This is a genomic window from Lentzea miocenica, assembly GCF_033949945.1.
Lineage (GTDB): Bacteria > Actinomycetota > Actinomycetes > Mycobacteriales > Pseudonocardiaceae > Lentzea > Lentzea miocenica.
In genome coordinates this window covers 31154-44327 of sequence record NZ_JAXAVW010000008.1, presented here as the reverse complement: position 1 = coordinate 44327, position 13174 = coordinate 31154, and the positions used below count along the sequence as shown (strand labels likewise).

General features: G+C 68.0%; 13 protein-coding genes. 10 read left to right on the top strand and 3 right to left on the bottom strand.

The features are described 5' to 3' along the window. The first annotated feature begins 28 nt into the window (after nt 1-28). Both SK803_RS11315 and SK803_RS11310 read left to right on the top strand, forming a co-directional pair. Nucleotides 29-1171: an MFS transporter gene (locus SK803_RS11315; RefSeq protein ID WP_319965834.1), complete on the top strand. Its 1143-nt coding sequence runs from the start codon at nt 29-31 to the stop codon at nt 1169-1171. A 38-nt stretch (nt 1172-1209) separates the two neighbouring features. After that, complete coding sequence (locus SK803_RS11310; protein WP_319965833.1) at nt 1210-1608, top strand: hypothetical protein; 399 nt, start codon at nt 1210-1212, stop codon at nt 1606-1608. Here SK803_RS11310 and paaI read toward each other — a convergent pair. Then, a complete protein-coding gene (gene paaI / locus SK803_RS11305; protein WP_319965832.1) occupies nt 1547-1933 on the bottom strand; it encodes a hydroxyphenylacetyl-CoA thioesterase PaaI in 387 nt (128 codons plus the stop codon). The genes SK803_RS11310 and paaI overlap by 62 nt on opposite strands. 426 nt (nt 1934-2359) lie before the next feature. Then, nucleotides 2360-3682 (bottom strand): cellulose binding domain-containing protein, encoded by a 1323-nt coding sequence (locus SK803_RS11300; protein ID WP_319965831.1) that lies wholly within the window; start codon nt 3680-3682, stop codon nt 2360-2362. A 136-nt stretch (nt 3683-3818) separates the two neighbouring features. On the opposite strand from SK803_RS11300, the gene SK803_RS11295 reads away from it, so the two are divergent. From SK803_RS11295 to SK803_RS11285, 3 genes are all read left to right on the top strand, one after another. Next, nucleotides 3819-4868 carry a uroporphyrinogen decarboxylase/cobalamine-independent methonine synthase family protein gene (locus SK803_RS11295; protein ID WP_406601518.1) on the top strand — a complete coding sequence of 350 codons (1050 nt, stop codon included), beginning with the start codon at nt 3819-3821 and terminating at the stop codon, nt 4866-4868. A gap of 91 nt (nt 4869-4959) precedes the next feature. After that, entirely contained in the window at nt 4960-6813 is a 1854-nt protein-coding gene (locus SK803_RS11290; protein ID WP_319965829.1) for a glycoside hydrolase family 9 protein, read from the top strand. Between the two features lie 38 nt (nt 6814-6851). Further along, nucleotides 6852-8219: a hypothetical protein gene (locus SK803_RS11285; protein WP_319965828.1), complete on the top strand. Its 1368-nt coding sequence runs from the start codon at nt 6852-6854 to the stop codon at nt 8217-8219. On the opposite strand, the gene SK803_RS11280 is transcribed toward SK803_RS11285, so the two are convergent. After that, nucleotides 8206-8688, bottom strand: coding sequence for a GNAT family N-acetyltransferase (locus tag SK803_RS11280; RefSeq protein WP_319965827.1), 483 nt, complete (start codon nt 8686-8688; stop codon nt 8206-8208). The two genes, SK803_RS11285 and SK803_RS11280, sit on opposite strands and share 14 nt — an antisense overlap. 64 nt (nt 8689-8752) lie before the next feature. Here SK803_RS11280 and SK803_RS11275 point away from each other — a divergent pair, with 64 nt between their 5' ends. From SK803_RS11275 to SK803_RS11255, 5 genes are read left to right on the top strand one after another with little or no spacing between them, the layout of a single operon-like run. Continuing rightward, a complete protein-coding gene (locus SK803_RS11275; RefSeq protein ID WP_319965826.1) occupies nt 8753-9274 on the top strand; it encodes an LppU/SCO3897 family protein in 522 nt (173 codons plus the stop codon). After that, nucleotides 9271-9828, top strand: a complete 558-nt coding sequence (locus SK803_RS11270) for a YdeI/OmpD-associated family protein (RefSeq protein ID WP_319965824.1) — start codon at nt 9271-9273, stop codon at nt 9826-9828. The genes SK803_RS11275 and SK803_RS11270 overlap by 4 nt, the downstream gene beginning before the upstream one ends. A 5-nt stretch (nt 9829-9833) precedes the next feature. Then, nucleotides 9834-10487: a hypothetical protein gene (locus SK803_RS11265; RefSeq protein WP_319965822.1), complete on the top strand. Its 654-nt coding sequence runs from the start codon at nt 9834-9836 to the stop codon at nt 10485-10487. A 33-nt stretch (nt 10488-10520) separates the two neighbouring features. Beyond that, on the top strand, nt 10521-12629 hold the full coding sequence (gene ligA, locus SK803_RS11260) for an NAD-dependent DNA ligase LigA (protein WP_406601517.1): 2109 nt from the start codon (nt 10521-10523) through the stop codon (nt 12627-12629). Then, complete coding sequence (locus SK803_RS11255; protein WP_319965821.1) at nt 12622-13125, top strand: GNAT family N-acetyltransferase; 504 nt, start codon at nt 12622-12624, stop codon at nt 13123-13125. Before ligA ends, SK803_RS11255 begins: the two co-directional genes overlap by 8 nt. Nucleotides 13126-13174 lie beyond the last annotated feature (49 nt).

Below are 13174 nucleotides of genomic sequence, written 5' to 3'. Positions count from 1 at the left end.
GTTTTGCAGGTAGGGCTAGCTTTGACCCGTGTTTGGCCTATCGCTGCTGGTCTCCGGCCTCGCCTGGTGGCTCGGGCTGTACCTGTTGGCTCGCGATCCGCGCAAGCCGCTGTTGTGGTTCGCGGGCGCGGGGATGATCGGCTATTCGGCGGCGGTCGTCGTGCCGCATCCCGTGCTGCTCGGGGTACCCGCGCTGGCCTGGACGGGTGCGATCCTGTTGCTCTCACGGCCCGAGTTGATCAGGTGGTGGCTGGTCGCGCTCCCACTGATCTTCGTTGCTTCGTGGTGGGTGCCGTGGATCGTGTTGGTTCCTTTGGCCGTGTCGACAGTCCTAGCCATAAGGAAACGCGTCTACTTTTCACTCGTTGGAGTGATGTTCGGCCTGTCGGCCGCTGCCTTCCTGCTGCAACTTCTGCCAGACGCGGTGACGCTGCCGATGATCGGCTTCGACCTCGTGGTGTTCGGGGTGCTGGTGGCCGTCACGGACGCGGTCGAGGAGGGCGAGGCGATCCGGGCGGACATGCTGCGGTCGCTCGTGATCGCGGGCTTCACGGCGGTGCTGTTCGGGTCGCAGGTGGTGTTGTTCGGTGGGCCGGACCTGCTGGCTTATACGACCGTGGCGGCGGCTATCGCGGTTCAGGTGCTGGCGAACCCGCTGGCGGCTGTGGTCGACCGGCTCGCGGTGCCCGCGGTCGCCGCCGAGCGGGCCGAGTTGCGGGACGCCGCCGAGTCGTTGCCCAGGCGGCGGGCGCTGGTCACCGAGGACGAGGCGGAGTTCGCTCGGCTGACGCGCAAGGCGTTGAGTCACTACGGGGATCTCGGGAAGCTCGTGGCCAGTCCGTTGATCGCGCTCACGGACGAGGCCCCGCCGCTTGATCGCGCCGCGCAGTTGAAAAGAATGCTGTTCGTCAGCATTCAACGGCTGAAGCCCGCGGATGGCGATTTCGGCACCAGCGATGAATGGCGCTACTACAACGCGCTGTACTTCTATTACGTCAAGGGCATCCGGCCGTATTCGGTCCGGACCAAGCGCGAGGACCTGGACGCCGAGGATCGCCGCGCGCTGCAGTGGTTTGTGACACAGGTGCCGGAGCGGACGCTGCACAACTGGCAGAACGCCGCCGCACGGCTGGTCGCGGCCGACCTGATGGCAGGAGTTGGCAGCGCTTGACGTGGTTCTGGCAGCGTTGAACCGGTGATGGTCGGGCCATGTTGAAATTCGCCTTGAAACTCGACGGTGTCGCTTCGTTCGCACTGGGTCTGCTGACCGTGCTCATTCGCCCGGAAGTCGGCATGCCGACGGGCTGGCAGATCGGCCTCGGCCTTTTCTGCGTGGTCTACGGCGTGCTCGTCTTCGCCTTGGGCACCCGCGCCACCCCGGACCGCCGAATTGTGCTGCTGGTCATCATCGGCAACCTGGTCTGGGGCCTGGACAGCATTCTCACGGCCGAGCTGAAGTGGTTCCCGCTCACCGACGCCGGCGTCGCGATGGTCCTCGCGCAGGGGCTGGCCGTGATCGGCTTCGCGGTGCTGCAGTTCATCGGCCTCAAGCGCGCAGGGTCCGCGAGCGACCGCGGAACTCAGCCACGATCTCGGTCCCTCGCCTGACCGTGATGTCGTAGATCCCGCTGCGGCCGAACCGGGTCCGTTCCACCGCCTCCGCCACCAGCTCGTCGCCCTCGTGCACGGGCTTGATGAAGTCGATCTCGGCCGTGGCGGCGACGGTGACGGACCCGGCTCGGTTGCAGGCGCACGCGAACGCCGTGTCCGCCAGCAGGAAGACGTAACCGCCGTGCGCGATGCCGTGGCCGTTGATCATGTTTTCCACGACCGTCATCCGCAGCAACGCATAGCCGTCGCGCAACTCGATCGGCGCGATGCCGAGCGCGGTCGAGGCCTTGTCGGCGGCCAACATCTCAGCAGGACCGTTCATTCGCCACTCCAAGCACGACAACCGTGCACAGCATCCCCGTTTCAAGTCGCGCAAGAAGGCTCGCGCATCAGCGGAGTACACCAGATCGGCGCTCCGACCGAGCCGTTGGCGGTCGTGTGGTCCCGGCCGCCGCGTCGATCACCACGCGCCTGTCGCTCGGTCGTGGGCCTTTGGCCGGAAGACAAGCCAATCGTGGCAGCGCAATCACTCTGAAGGTGGTGTCACGCCGAGTTGAGCGCGCCTTACTGTCCGAGAGCTTGATCGCTCAAAATCGGAGGTGGTCATCATGGCTGGATGCTCTTGCTGCGGCTCGTGCACGGGTCCGGGCTGCGGGTGCTGCAGCGGCTGTTAGAAGCCTCGGGCGAACGAGCAAAGGCCGGTGCGGGGACGGAAGATCCCGCGCCGGCCTTTGCTCCGCAGGGTGAATCAGCCCGTGTAGGTCTTGAACAGGTTCGTGAATTCCCAGTTGGCCTGCGAGATTCCACTGCACGTGGGCGAAACTCCGCCGCCGGGGCACGAACCGTTGTCACGGCCGGCGGACCAGAACGCGATCCGCCCGACGTGGTTGGCCTTCGCGTAGTCGACGACCTTGCGTGCGTCGGCCTGGGTCGTCGTCGGGCCCGTGTCGTTGCGTCCGATCATCGGCGTGAGGCCGAGTGAGGCCTTCAACTGCGCGTCGGACTTCGACGGCCAGATGGCGCGCATCTGTCCGAGGGTGGCGTTGGAGGCGGCGACCATCGCGTCGCCCCAGTTGCCCGTGTAGCCGAAGTTCATCAGCATCGGGTTCACCAGCACGTCGAGGCCCTTGGCGGCCGCGTCCTTCAGAACGTCGACCGAGTACGGGTCCATCCCGTAGTCCTGGCCCTGGATGCGCATCGTGTAGCTGACGGTGGTGCCGCGGGTGGTCTGCAGCTTCTTCAGCGCCGTGTTCACGATCGCCTGCGGGATCGTTGCTTCCACGTCGACGTCGATGCTGTTCGACCCCACGGCGTCCAGCACGGCGACGTAGGCGTTGTACAGGGAGTCAGCCGTCGAGCAGACGTGCTCCAGGTACGGGCCCATCGCGCCGCCGGTCGCCACGATGACGCTGCCGCCCTGTGCTTTCAGCGCTTTGGCGTCGTTCACGATGCGGCTGTCGTTCAACGGGACCGTGCCGCCCCACGCGGGTGCGCAGCCGGCGGAGGAGCCCAGGGCGAACGCGAGCGTGAAGTGCTTCTGGCCGGTCGCGTTGGCTACGTCGAGCAGTGACGGCGTAGGCATCGTGATGTCGATGTACGGCGCGACGCGTGCGCTACCGGGCGTGGGTGGCACGTCGGACGTCGTAGTGGTGGTGGGCGTTGTGGTGGTGGTCGACGTTGGTGGCGTGCCACCGCCGCACGGAACGCCGTTGAGCTTGCAGTTGGACGGCACCGCGGAGCCGCTCACCAGGAAGCCGAAGCTCGTCGAGGCGCCGGCGGAGACGTTGCCGTTGTACTCGCGGTTGGTGAACGTGTGGTGGTTGCCGCTGCTGGTCAGCGTGGCGTCCCAGAAGGAGCCCATGGTGGCTCCTGGGAGGTCGAACTCGAGCTTCCAGCCGGCGAGTGCGGTGGTGCCCGCGGTGATCGTGTACTTGCCCTGGTAGCCGGAGCCCCAGGCCGAGTCCTGGCTGAACACCGCGGATTCGCCGGCGGCGGAAGCGGGAGCGATGGCGACGAGTCCGGCCACCAGGGCGGTGGCGGCCCCGGCGGCGAAAAGGGCGAAGCGGGCCATCGGGTGGTCCTTCCGGCAGGGGAGGAAGGGGTGGTGTGGGAACACGGGGCGCGTCGCGTTCCCACACCACGACTGTGGGCGCTTCGTACTGAGAGCGCCTGCTCAATCACGTTAAGTGGCCTAGACCACAGCGTCAATGGGTCTAGACCTCTTCTGTCCGGCGGACAGTGGAACAATTCGGTGGGTGCATGGAGCCACTGGAATCGGATCGCTGCCCGGAACCGACATCGACGAGGCGGCGAAGATCGTCGTCGGCGAGCTGCCGGACCTGCCGCACGTACCGGAGCTGCCTGCCCGGGGAGTTGGCGCGGACATGATCGGCCGTACCGCCGGCCTGCTCGTCGACCTCGCGATCGAGGTCATCACCTCCGGCTACCGCGTGAACCCGCGCCCCGGCCGGGACCACCGCCTGGCCGTCGATCTGCTGCGGGGCGACCTGGACGCGTTCGACGAGGCGTTGGAACGTGCGGGTGCGCAGCCGGAGACCGTCAAGGTGCAGGCCGTCGGGCCGTGGACGTTGATGTCGAACATCGAGCTGATGCGCGGCCATCGGGTGCTCACGGACCGCGGCGCGGTGAAGGAGTTCTCCGAGTCGCTCGCCGAGGGCCTCAAGCTGCACGCCGCCGAGGTCGCCAAGCGCACCAAGGCGAAGGTCGTGGTGCAGCTCGACGAACCGGGGCTGCCCGCCGTGCTGCAGGGCCTGCTGCCGACGCCGTCGAAGCTCGGCACCGTGGCCGCCGTGCCCGAACCGGACGCCCGCGGCGTGCTGGCCGTCGTGATCGAGGCCTTGAAGGACCACGAGGTGATCGTCCACTGCTGTGCGCCGCACCCGCCGTTGACGCTGCTCAGGGAGGCGGGCGCGGCGGCGATCGCGTTCGACGCGACGCTGATCAAGGGGGCAGCGGCGCTCGACGAGATCGGCGAGACGTGGGAGGCGGGCACGACGCTCGCGCTTGGTCTGGTGCCCAGCACCGATCCCGGCACACCCGTGACGTTGAAGGACGTGGGGCAGCGGGCGTTCGGCCTGGTCGACCGCCTCGGCTTCCCGCGGTCGATTCTCGCGGAGAAGGCGATGGCCACTCCGACGTGCGGACTAGCCGGTGCGACGTCCGGTTGGGTGAAGCGCGCGCTGTCGTTGACCCGTGATCTCTCCTCGTCCTTTCTGGAACCGCCTGAGGGCTGGTGATGTCCGGTTTGGGCGGCTAGTCTGCTGCGAACTATTAGGAAACTTTCTTAACCGTAGGCTTCCGCCGGGCCTGGATCGGGAGTTCCCCCTCATGCGCATCAGACGTGCAGTCCTAGTCGCCGCAGTGCTTTCCGGTGTGGTCGTGGCGCCCGCTCAGGCCGCCCCCACCGGGCAGATCAGGCTGGATCAGGTCGGTTTCGGCACCACCGAGGCGAAGCACGCGTACGTGCTCGGTGGGGCCGCGAACACCAAGTTCACGGTTGTCGACAGCCGCGGCAGCACCGTGCTGACCGGGAGGACGGGCGCCTCGACGGGCTCGTGGAGCGACACGTTCCCCGCGGTGCACCCGATCGACTTCTCCGCCTTGAAGAAGTCCGGCACGTACCGGATCAAGGTCGGCTCGACGACCTCGACGGCGTTCAAGGTCGACTCGCTGACCAAGCTGTTCCAGCCGGTCGCGAACAACACCGTCGAGTTCTTCCAGGCGCAGCGCGACGGCGCGAACGTCATCCCCGGCCGCCTGAACCGCAAGCCCGCGCACCTCACCGACCGCTCGGCCGCGGTCTACGAGACGCCGGTGTTCAAGGGCGAGGGCGGCGACGAGATCGCGGCGCCGCTGAAGCCCACGGGTGTGCAGGTCGACCTCGAAGGCGGCTGGTTCGACGCCGGTGACTTCGTGAAGTTCACGCACGCCTCGTCCTACTCGACCGCCTCGATGCTGCTGGCGTTGCGCAACAAGCACAACGACGCGCTGTACGAGGAGGCCAAGTTCGGCCTCAAGTGGCTCGACAAGGCGTGGGACGAGAAGACCGGGGTGCTGTACGCCCAGGTCGGCATCGGCACCGGCTCCGAGGAGTTCGGCTTCGTCGGCGACCACGACGTGTGGCGCCTGCCGGAGGCCGACGACAAGCTGAACGTGAAGCCGGGCGACAGCGAGTACTACATCAAGTACCGGCCGGTGTTCAGCGCGAACAAGGCCGGCGAGAAGATCAGCCCGAACCTGGTCGGCCGCGTCGCGGGCTCGTTCGCACTGGCCGCGCAGATCGAGGCTCGTCGCAACCCGCGTCTCGCGTGCGAGTACCTGAACAAGGCCGCTCAGCTGTTCGCGCTGGCCAAGACCGAGAACCCCGGCGAGCTCGTGACGGCGTTCCCGCACGCGTACTACCCGGAAGAGTCGTGGACCGACGACCTGGAGTTCGGCGCCACCCAGCTCGCGCTGGCCGCGAAGGCGTTGAACGACAAGCGCTACAACCAGTTCGCTCGCGCGGCCGCGCACTGGGCCAAGGAGTTCCTGGCCACCGGTGACCCCGACACGTTGAACGTCTACAACATCTCCGCGCTCGGCCACGCCGACCTTGCTCCATTGCTGAAGAAGGGCGTCCCCGGCGCCGAGGTGACCGAGAAGCAGGTCGTCGGCGACATCCAGCGCCAGCTGGAGAAGGGCGCGGTCGCCGCGCAGACCTCGCCGTTCCGCACCGCCGCCAACGTCGAGACCTGGGACGTCGGCTCGCGCACGTTCGGCTTCATCACCACCGCGGCGCTGTACCAGAAGCTGACCGGCGACAAGAAGTACGAAACCTTCGGCACGCAGCAGCGCGGCTTCGCTCTCGGCACGAACGCCTGGGGCACCTCGCTGATCGTCGGCGTCGGCGCGAGGTTCCCCGAGTGCCCGCACCACCAGGCCGCGAACCTCTCCGGCTCGCCGAACGGTGGCTCGAAGGTGCTGGTCGGCGCCGTGATCAACGGCCCGAACGACGCCTCCCTGTTCGGTGACCTCGGCGAGATGCCGCCGGGCGCGGTGGACTGCACCAAGCCGTACACCAAGGAGTTCGACTCCGCGAAGTCCGTGTTCGCCGACGACCTCCGGTCGTGGCCGAGCTCCGAGCCCGCCATCGACTTCACGGCGACGGGCGTGCTGGGCTTCTCGCTGATCGCCAACTCCTGAGTGGCGCCGGCGCGAGCCCGGGTGTCCAATTCGGACTTGTGCTCAGGCTCGCGCTGGTCTTCTCGCTGCTCGTTTCGGCTGGTACGGCTGGTGCCGCTCACGCGCTGCCGGTGAACGTGGCCTGCCGGGTTCCCGGCGTGCACGACGCGGACGTGATCCGCGTCGTGCACGCCGTCGGCTTGTCTCTGAAGGTCAGCGAGAAGGTGATGCTCGCCGGCTTCGAGGCCGGGTGGGTCGAGTCGCACATGAACAACCTGGACTGCGGCGACGCGGACTCACTGGGCGTGTTCCAGCAGCGGCCCTCGATGGGGTGGGGCACGCCCGCCGAGATCATGGACGTCTCGTACGCCGCGCGCCGGTTCTTCGAGTACGCGGTGAAGGTGGACCGGCCGGATCTCTCCGCCGGGATGCTCGCCGACGCGGTGCAGCGGTCCTGCTGTCCGGAGCGCTACGACCAGGCGTTGGATCGGGCCTCGTCCATGCTCCGCCAGGCTTGGCAGGGTGGACCGGAGGTGGTGGCCGGTGGCGTGTACGTGGTGGAGGACGGCGATGTCCGGGTTGATCGCACGCGGTTGAGCACTTCTGGTGACTTCGTCGGACGTCCTTCGGTGGCGGGCCGGTTCGTCTATGCGCGGACTGTTCGCGGTGAGGTCATGGTGCTGGCCAACGAGGTGTGGCGGTTGGTGGCGTCAGGCGTGGGTGGTGACCCCGAGGCCGTGGTTCGTCCTGATGGGACGGTCGATCTCTACGCCGTGCTGGCCGATGGCAGCGTGGCGAAACTGTCAGACCCCTCTGCGATGATCGGAGCGGAAGCCTCGGGCGCTCCGCAGTGCTCCAACGAAGTCGCTCCTGCTGATCGGCGTGTGCAAGTACCACCAACTCGTGATCAAACCGCCGCCAACCACACCCGACCTGTGAGCCCGCTCGACCGCGAAGGTCATGTTGGTAGTAGGAAAACGCCAGGTGATGTTGAGTTGGCGGTACTTGCAGACGCCAACGGCCGGCTCTGCGGGAACCCCGCGGCGCCCTTCCATCCCAATGGCGAAACCGAAACGATTTCGAGTTGGCAGGCGCTCAGCCCGCCCGGATTCGCCACCGGCAAGCCGTCCGCGATCACCTACCCGGACGGGTCCATCACCCTGTACCTCCGCTCCGGCACCACGCTCGTGGCAGGCGGCGCGGGTGCGTGGCGCGAGATCGCCCAAGGCCTGGAAGCCTCGCCCGAGGCGGTTCTCCGTCCTGATGGGACGGTCGGCGTCCACACCCTGATCGGCGGACGCGTGCACCGCCTCGGCACGGCCTGGGAACCGTTGAGCGAGGCCAGGTTCATCGACACCGTGTCAGCTCATCCAGACGGCACGGTCCACGCGCGCACGGCCGACGGCGACGTGCTCAAAGTCGGTTGAACGGCTCCGCGTACCGGAACGCCCCCGCCGGCACGTCACCGAACAGCCGGGCCTGGAAGTGCGGCGCCCACTCCGGAACAGGCGGCGTGATCCCGAACTCCGCCGCGAGCCGGAAACCGAACCGCGAGTAGTAGTTCGGGTCGCCCAACAGGATGACGGCGCGTTCGCCACGAGCCTCCGCCGCGCCCAGAACGGCGTGCATCAGCGCTTTGCCGACGCCGCTGCGCTGGTGGTCGGGGTGCACGCTGAGCGGCCCGATCCCGAGCGCGGGGAAATCGTCGCCGATGTACCCGCGAGTGCCGACCACGTGCCCGATCACGCCGTCGGCGACCAGGGAGAACTCCGGGATCCAGCCCTCGTCGGCGCGCAGCCGGTCGACCAGCGGGGCCTCGGGTCCGTTCTTGAACGCGAGGTTCGTGACGGTGCGGATGGCGTCGATGTCTGCGGGCGTCTCCCGCCGGATCAGCATGACGCGCACTGTGTCCCGGTAAGTCGTCGCGCGCCACCCAGTTTTCGCCGCCATAATCCGCTGCGTGGTCGTCAGACAGACCGTGATGGTGTGCGTACTCGCCGTGTTGGCCTACCTCGGACTGTGGTGGGCGTTCAGCGAAGCGGACGAACCAGCGCCAGCGGCACCGGAATCCCTGTTCCTCACGGACTACTCGAAGGCGGCGAAGGGCAGCTGCGTCAAGTTCACCGGCCCCGGCGAGAACGACCTGGGCCTGACGGTCATCGACTGCAAGGGCGAGCGGGCGGCGTTGAAGATCGGGACCGTGCTCACCGAGACGAGTGCGCAATGCCCGCGCGGTGAGTACAAGGTGTTGCGCGACACCAGGCACAACGCGGCGCTGTGCCTGCTGCCCAACGCCGAGCGGGGCGACTGCTTCGAGCTGGACACCGAGGATCTCCAACGGTCCGTGGTGTCCAAGTTCGACTGCGCGGCGCCACGGGTGAACGTGCAGGTCGTCGGCATAGTGCGGGAAAGTTGCCCCGAGGAGGCCGAACTCGGTGTTCCCTATGAGGACATGACGCTCTGCCTGAGGAGGGTGCGTTGATCGTCTTCGAGGAACCCGCGCAGTTCGACGCGTGGCTGCACGAGAACGGTGCGAAGGAGACCGAGCTCTGGATCAAGTACGCCAAGAAGGGCTCGGGGCTGAAGTCGATCACCTACGCCGAGGCGCTGGACATCGCGTTGTGCCACGGATGGATTGACGGGCTCACACGGTCCGTGGACGACTCCTACTACTCGCAACGGTGGACGCCTCGGCGCCCCCGCAGCAAGTGGTCGAAGCGCAACTGCGCCAAGGTCGAGGAGCTGATCGCGGCCGGCAAGATGCTGCCGGCGGGGCTCGCCGAGATCGAGAAGGCGAAGGCGGACGGGCGCTGGGAGGCGGCGTACGCGGGCCCGGCGACGATCGAGGTGCCGGACGACCTCGTCGAGGCGCTCAAGGCGAACCCGAAGGCCGCCGCGTTCTTCGAGACGCTGAACAGCCAGAACAGGTACGCGATCCTGCTGCGCATCCACGACGCCAAGCGCGCGGAGACGCGGCAGAGGCGCATCGCCCAGTTCGTCGACATGCTGGCCGACGGACGCAAGCTCTACGCTTGAACATCATGAAGTGGTTCCGCCGCCGCAAAGCCGAAGACGTCACGCCCACCCATCTGCCGAACGCCGAGGAGGCCGCGCAGCGCTTCTGGGAGCGGTGGTTCGAGCTGGTGCCGGTGGTGAGCGCGGCGCTCGGTGACGGGGAACCGCACCGGGTCGAGGACGAGCTGAAGGACCTGGTGCAGGCGTTGCACCCGGACCTGATGTTCTCGCTCGAACAGGGCCACATGGCGATCTACGCGCTGGTGATCACCGGCCAGGAGGACCCGCGGCTGCGGCCGTACACCGACGCGTGGATCAAGGCCGCGCCGCCGTCGGACATGGTGTGGGAGTTCCACGACTCGGTGCCGCCGGTGCCGGACCCGACCGAGGTGATCGTCAACCTCGGCGAGGTGCGCATGCGGCTCGGCGACTACCGCGTGGTGGCCCAGGTGGACGGTGACGTGGTGGACGTCGCGGTCTACCACCCGGCCCTCGCGGAGCTGAGCGACCAGCAGCGCCAGACGATGACGTTCCTGCCGCTGGACGTCACTCTCGGCGAGCGGCTGGCGGGGGAGCGGTTGCGGCGCGTGGAGACCGCGCAGCTGGAGCCGGAGGGCACGATCAGCCTGCTGGAGCTGCGCTCGCTCGTCCGGGAACTCGCCGGGGTTTCGGACGGCTGAAAACTGTCGGACCTGGTCACTAAGCTGTGTGACGTGACCAGCGAAGGCCTTGAAGACGTTCCCGCAGAGGTCCGCGAGCGGCATGCCTTGCTCGCGGAAGAGCTGCGCTCGCACCAGTTCCGCTACTACGTGCTGGACGACCCGATCGTCACCGATGGTGAGTTCGACGCGTTGCTCAAGTCGCTGGAGGCGCTCGAGGCCGAGCATCCGGGTCTGGCCACACCGGACTCACCGACGCAGCTCGTCGGTGGCACGTTCTCGACCGAGTTCAAGGCGGTCGACCACCTGGAGCGCATGCTCAGCCTGGACAACGTCTTCGCCCAGGACGAGCTGACGGCGTGGTTCGAGCGCGTCCAGAAGGACATCGGCGCGGGCACGCACTTCCTGTGCGAGCTGAAGATCGACGGCCTGGCGATCAACCTGCTGTACGAGAAGGGCAGGCTCACGCGCGCGTTGACCCGTGGCGACGGCCGCACGGGCGAGGACGTGACGTTGAACGTCCGCACGATCGCGGACGTGCCGGAGGTCCTGAAGGGCTCCGACGAGTACCCGGTGCCGGATCTGGTCGAGGTGCGCGGCGAGGTCTTCTTCGCGGTCGAGGACTTCCTGGCGTTGAACGCTTCGCTGGTCGAGCAGGGCAAACCGCCGTTCGCGAACCCGCGCAACACCGCCGCGGGCTCGTTGCGGCAGAAGGATCCGAAGGTCACCGCGGCGCGCAAGCTGCGGATGATCTGCCACGGCATCGGCAAGACCGCGGGCTTCGAAGTGGCGCGCCAGTCGCTCGCTTATGAGGCGCTGAAGTCGTGGGGCCTCCCGACCTCCCCGCACACCGCCGTGCTGACCGACCCGGTGGAGATCCGCGAGAAGGTCGAGTACTGGGGCGAGCACCGGCACGACGCGGTCCACGAGATCGACGGCCTGGTCATCAAGGTCGACGAGGTGTCGCTGCAACGCCGCCTCGGGACCACGTCGCGCGCCCCGCGGTGGGCGATCGCGTACAAGTACCCGCCGGAGGAAGCCACCACCACGTTGCTGGACATCCAGGTCCAGGTGGGCCGCACGGGCCGCGTCACGCCGTTCGCCCTGATGGAACCGGTGAAGGTGGCCGGATCGACGGTGGCCCGGGCCACGCTGCACAACGGCTCCGAGGTCAAGCGCAAGGGCGTGCTGATCGGCGATCGCATCGTCATCCGCAAGGCGGGCGACGTGATCCCCGAGGTGCTGGGCCCGGTGCTGGCCGCACGGCCGGCCGACGCGCGCGAGTTCGTGATGCCGACCCGTTGCCCGGAGTGCAACGCCGAGTTGCGTGCCATGAAGGAGGGCGACGTCGACATCCGCTGCCCCAACGCGGAGACGTGCCCCGGCCAGCTGCGCGAACGCCTGGCGTACCTGGCTTCCCGTTCCGCGCTCGACATCGAGGTGCTCGGCTACGAGGCCGCCGCCGCGATCACCGAGTCCACGGTGTACACGAACGAGGCCGACCTGTTCGACCTCGACGCCGAGGACCTGCAGCAGATCGAGCGCTTCAAGACCAAGAACGGCGAGCTCTCAGCGAACGCGGTGAAGCTGCTGGACAACCTGGTAGCCGCCAAGTCCCGTCCTCTGTGGAGGGTGCTGGTCGCGCTGTCGATCCGGCACGTGGGCCCGACCGCCGCCCGCGCGCTGGCGCTCCAGTTCGGTTCGATGGACGCGATCATCGCCGCTGAGGAAGACGTGCTGGCCAGCGCAGAGGGCGTCGGCCCGACCATCGCGACGGCGGTGGTCGAATGGCGGGAAACGGAGTGGCGCCAAGGAGTCGTGGAGCGCTGGCGGGCCGCGGGCGTGCGCATGGAGGACGAGCGAGACGCGTCCATCACCCGCAACCTCGAAGGCCTGTCGATCGTGGTCACCGGCTCGCTGACCGAGTACTCCCGCGACTCCGCCAAGGAGTCGATCCTGGCCCGCGGCGGCAAGGCGGCGGGTTCGGTCTCCAAGAAAACCGCTTTCGTGGTGGTCGGCGACTCACCAGGATCCAAGTACGACAAGGCCATCTCCCTGAAGGTCCCGGTTCTCGACGAGGCGGGCTTCCGCGTCCTGCTGGAACAGGGCCCGGACGCGGCGAGGGAGGTGGCCCTCACCGGGGAAGAAGGCTCAGATGGCTGACCTGATCATCCGCCCGGCTCGCGAGGCCGACCTGCCGGCGGTCGGAGCGATCACCGTCGAGGCGTACAGCGTCGACGGCTTCGTGGACGCGCACGACGACTACGCCAAGACCCTCGCCGACGCCGCGTCCCGCTTCCGCGACGCCGAACTCCTGGTCGCCGTCGACAGCGCCACCGGCGAGATCCTCGGCTCCGTCACGGTCGTGCGTCCCGCGACGCCCTACGCGGAGATCTCGCAGCCGGGCGAGCTGGAGTTCCGCATGCTCTCGGTCGCGTCCTCGGCGCGCGGCCGAGGCGTGGGCGAGGCCCTGGTGCGCGTGGTGATCGACCGGGCGCGGGCCGCCGGCATCGGCCAGGTGGTGCTGTCGTCGTCGGAGAAGATGCTGGCGGCGCACCGGTTGTACGAGCGGCTCGGGTTCACGCGCCTGCCGGACCGCGACTGGACCCCGTTGCCCGGCGTCAACCTGGTCGCCTACGCCTACGGAATGCCGCTCTGAGCAACCACGTCGCGAGCCGCGCGTCCACCGGACAGCCGGCGAATGGGGG

Bases quoted from the DNA above. Each gene is read 5' to 3' on its own strand.
- SK803_RS11280 (WP_319965827.1), bottom strand. From the start codon at position 8,688: ATGCTGATCCGGCGGGAGACGCCCGCAGACATCGACGCCATCCGCACC.
- SK803_RS11300 (WP_319965831.1), bottom strand. From the start codon at position 3,682: ATGGCCCGCTTCGCCCTTTTCGCCGCCGGGGCCGCCACCGCCCTGGTG.
- SK803_RS11265 (WP_319965822.1), top strand. From the start codon at position 9,834: ATGAAGTGGTTCCGCCGCCGCAAAGCCGAAGACGTCACGCCCACCCAT.
- SK803_RS11295 (WP_406601518.1), top strand. From the start codon at position 3,819: ATGGGTCTAGACCTCTTCTGTCCGGCGGACAGTGGAACAATTCGGTGG.
- SK803_RS11310 (WP_319965833.1), top strand. From the start codon at position 1,210: ATGTTGAAATTCGCCTTGAAACTCGACGGTGTCGCTTCGTTCGCACTG.
- SK803_RS11290 (WP_319965829.1), top strand. From the start codon at position 4,960: ATGCGCATCAGACGTGCAGTCCTAGTCGCCGCAGTGCTTTCCGGTGTG.
- SK803_RS11255 (WP_319965821.1), top strand. From the start codon at position 12,622: ATGGCTGACCTGATCATCCGCCCGGCTCGCGAGGCCGACCTGCCGGCG.
- paaI (WP_319965832.1), bottom strand. From the start codon at position 1,933: ATGAACGGTCCTGCTGAGATGTTGGCCGCCGACAAGGCCTCGACCGCG.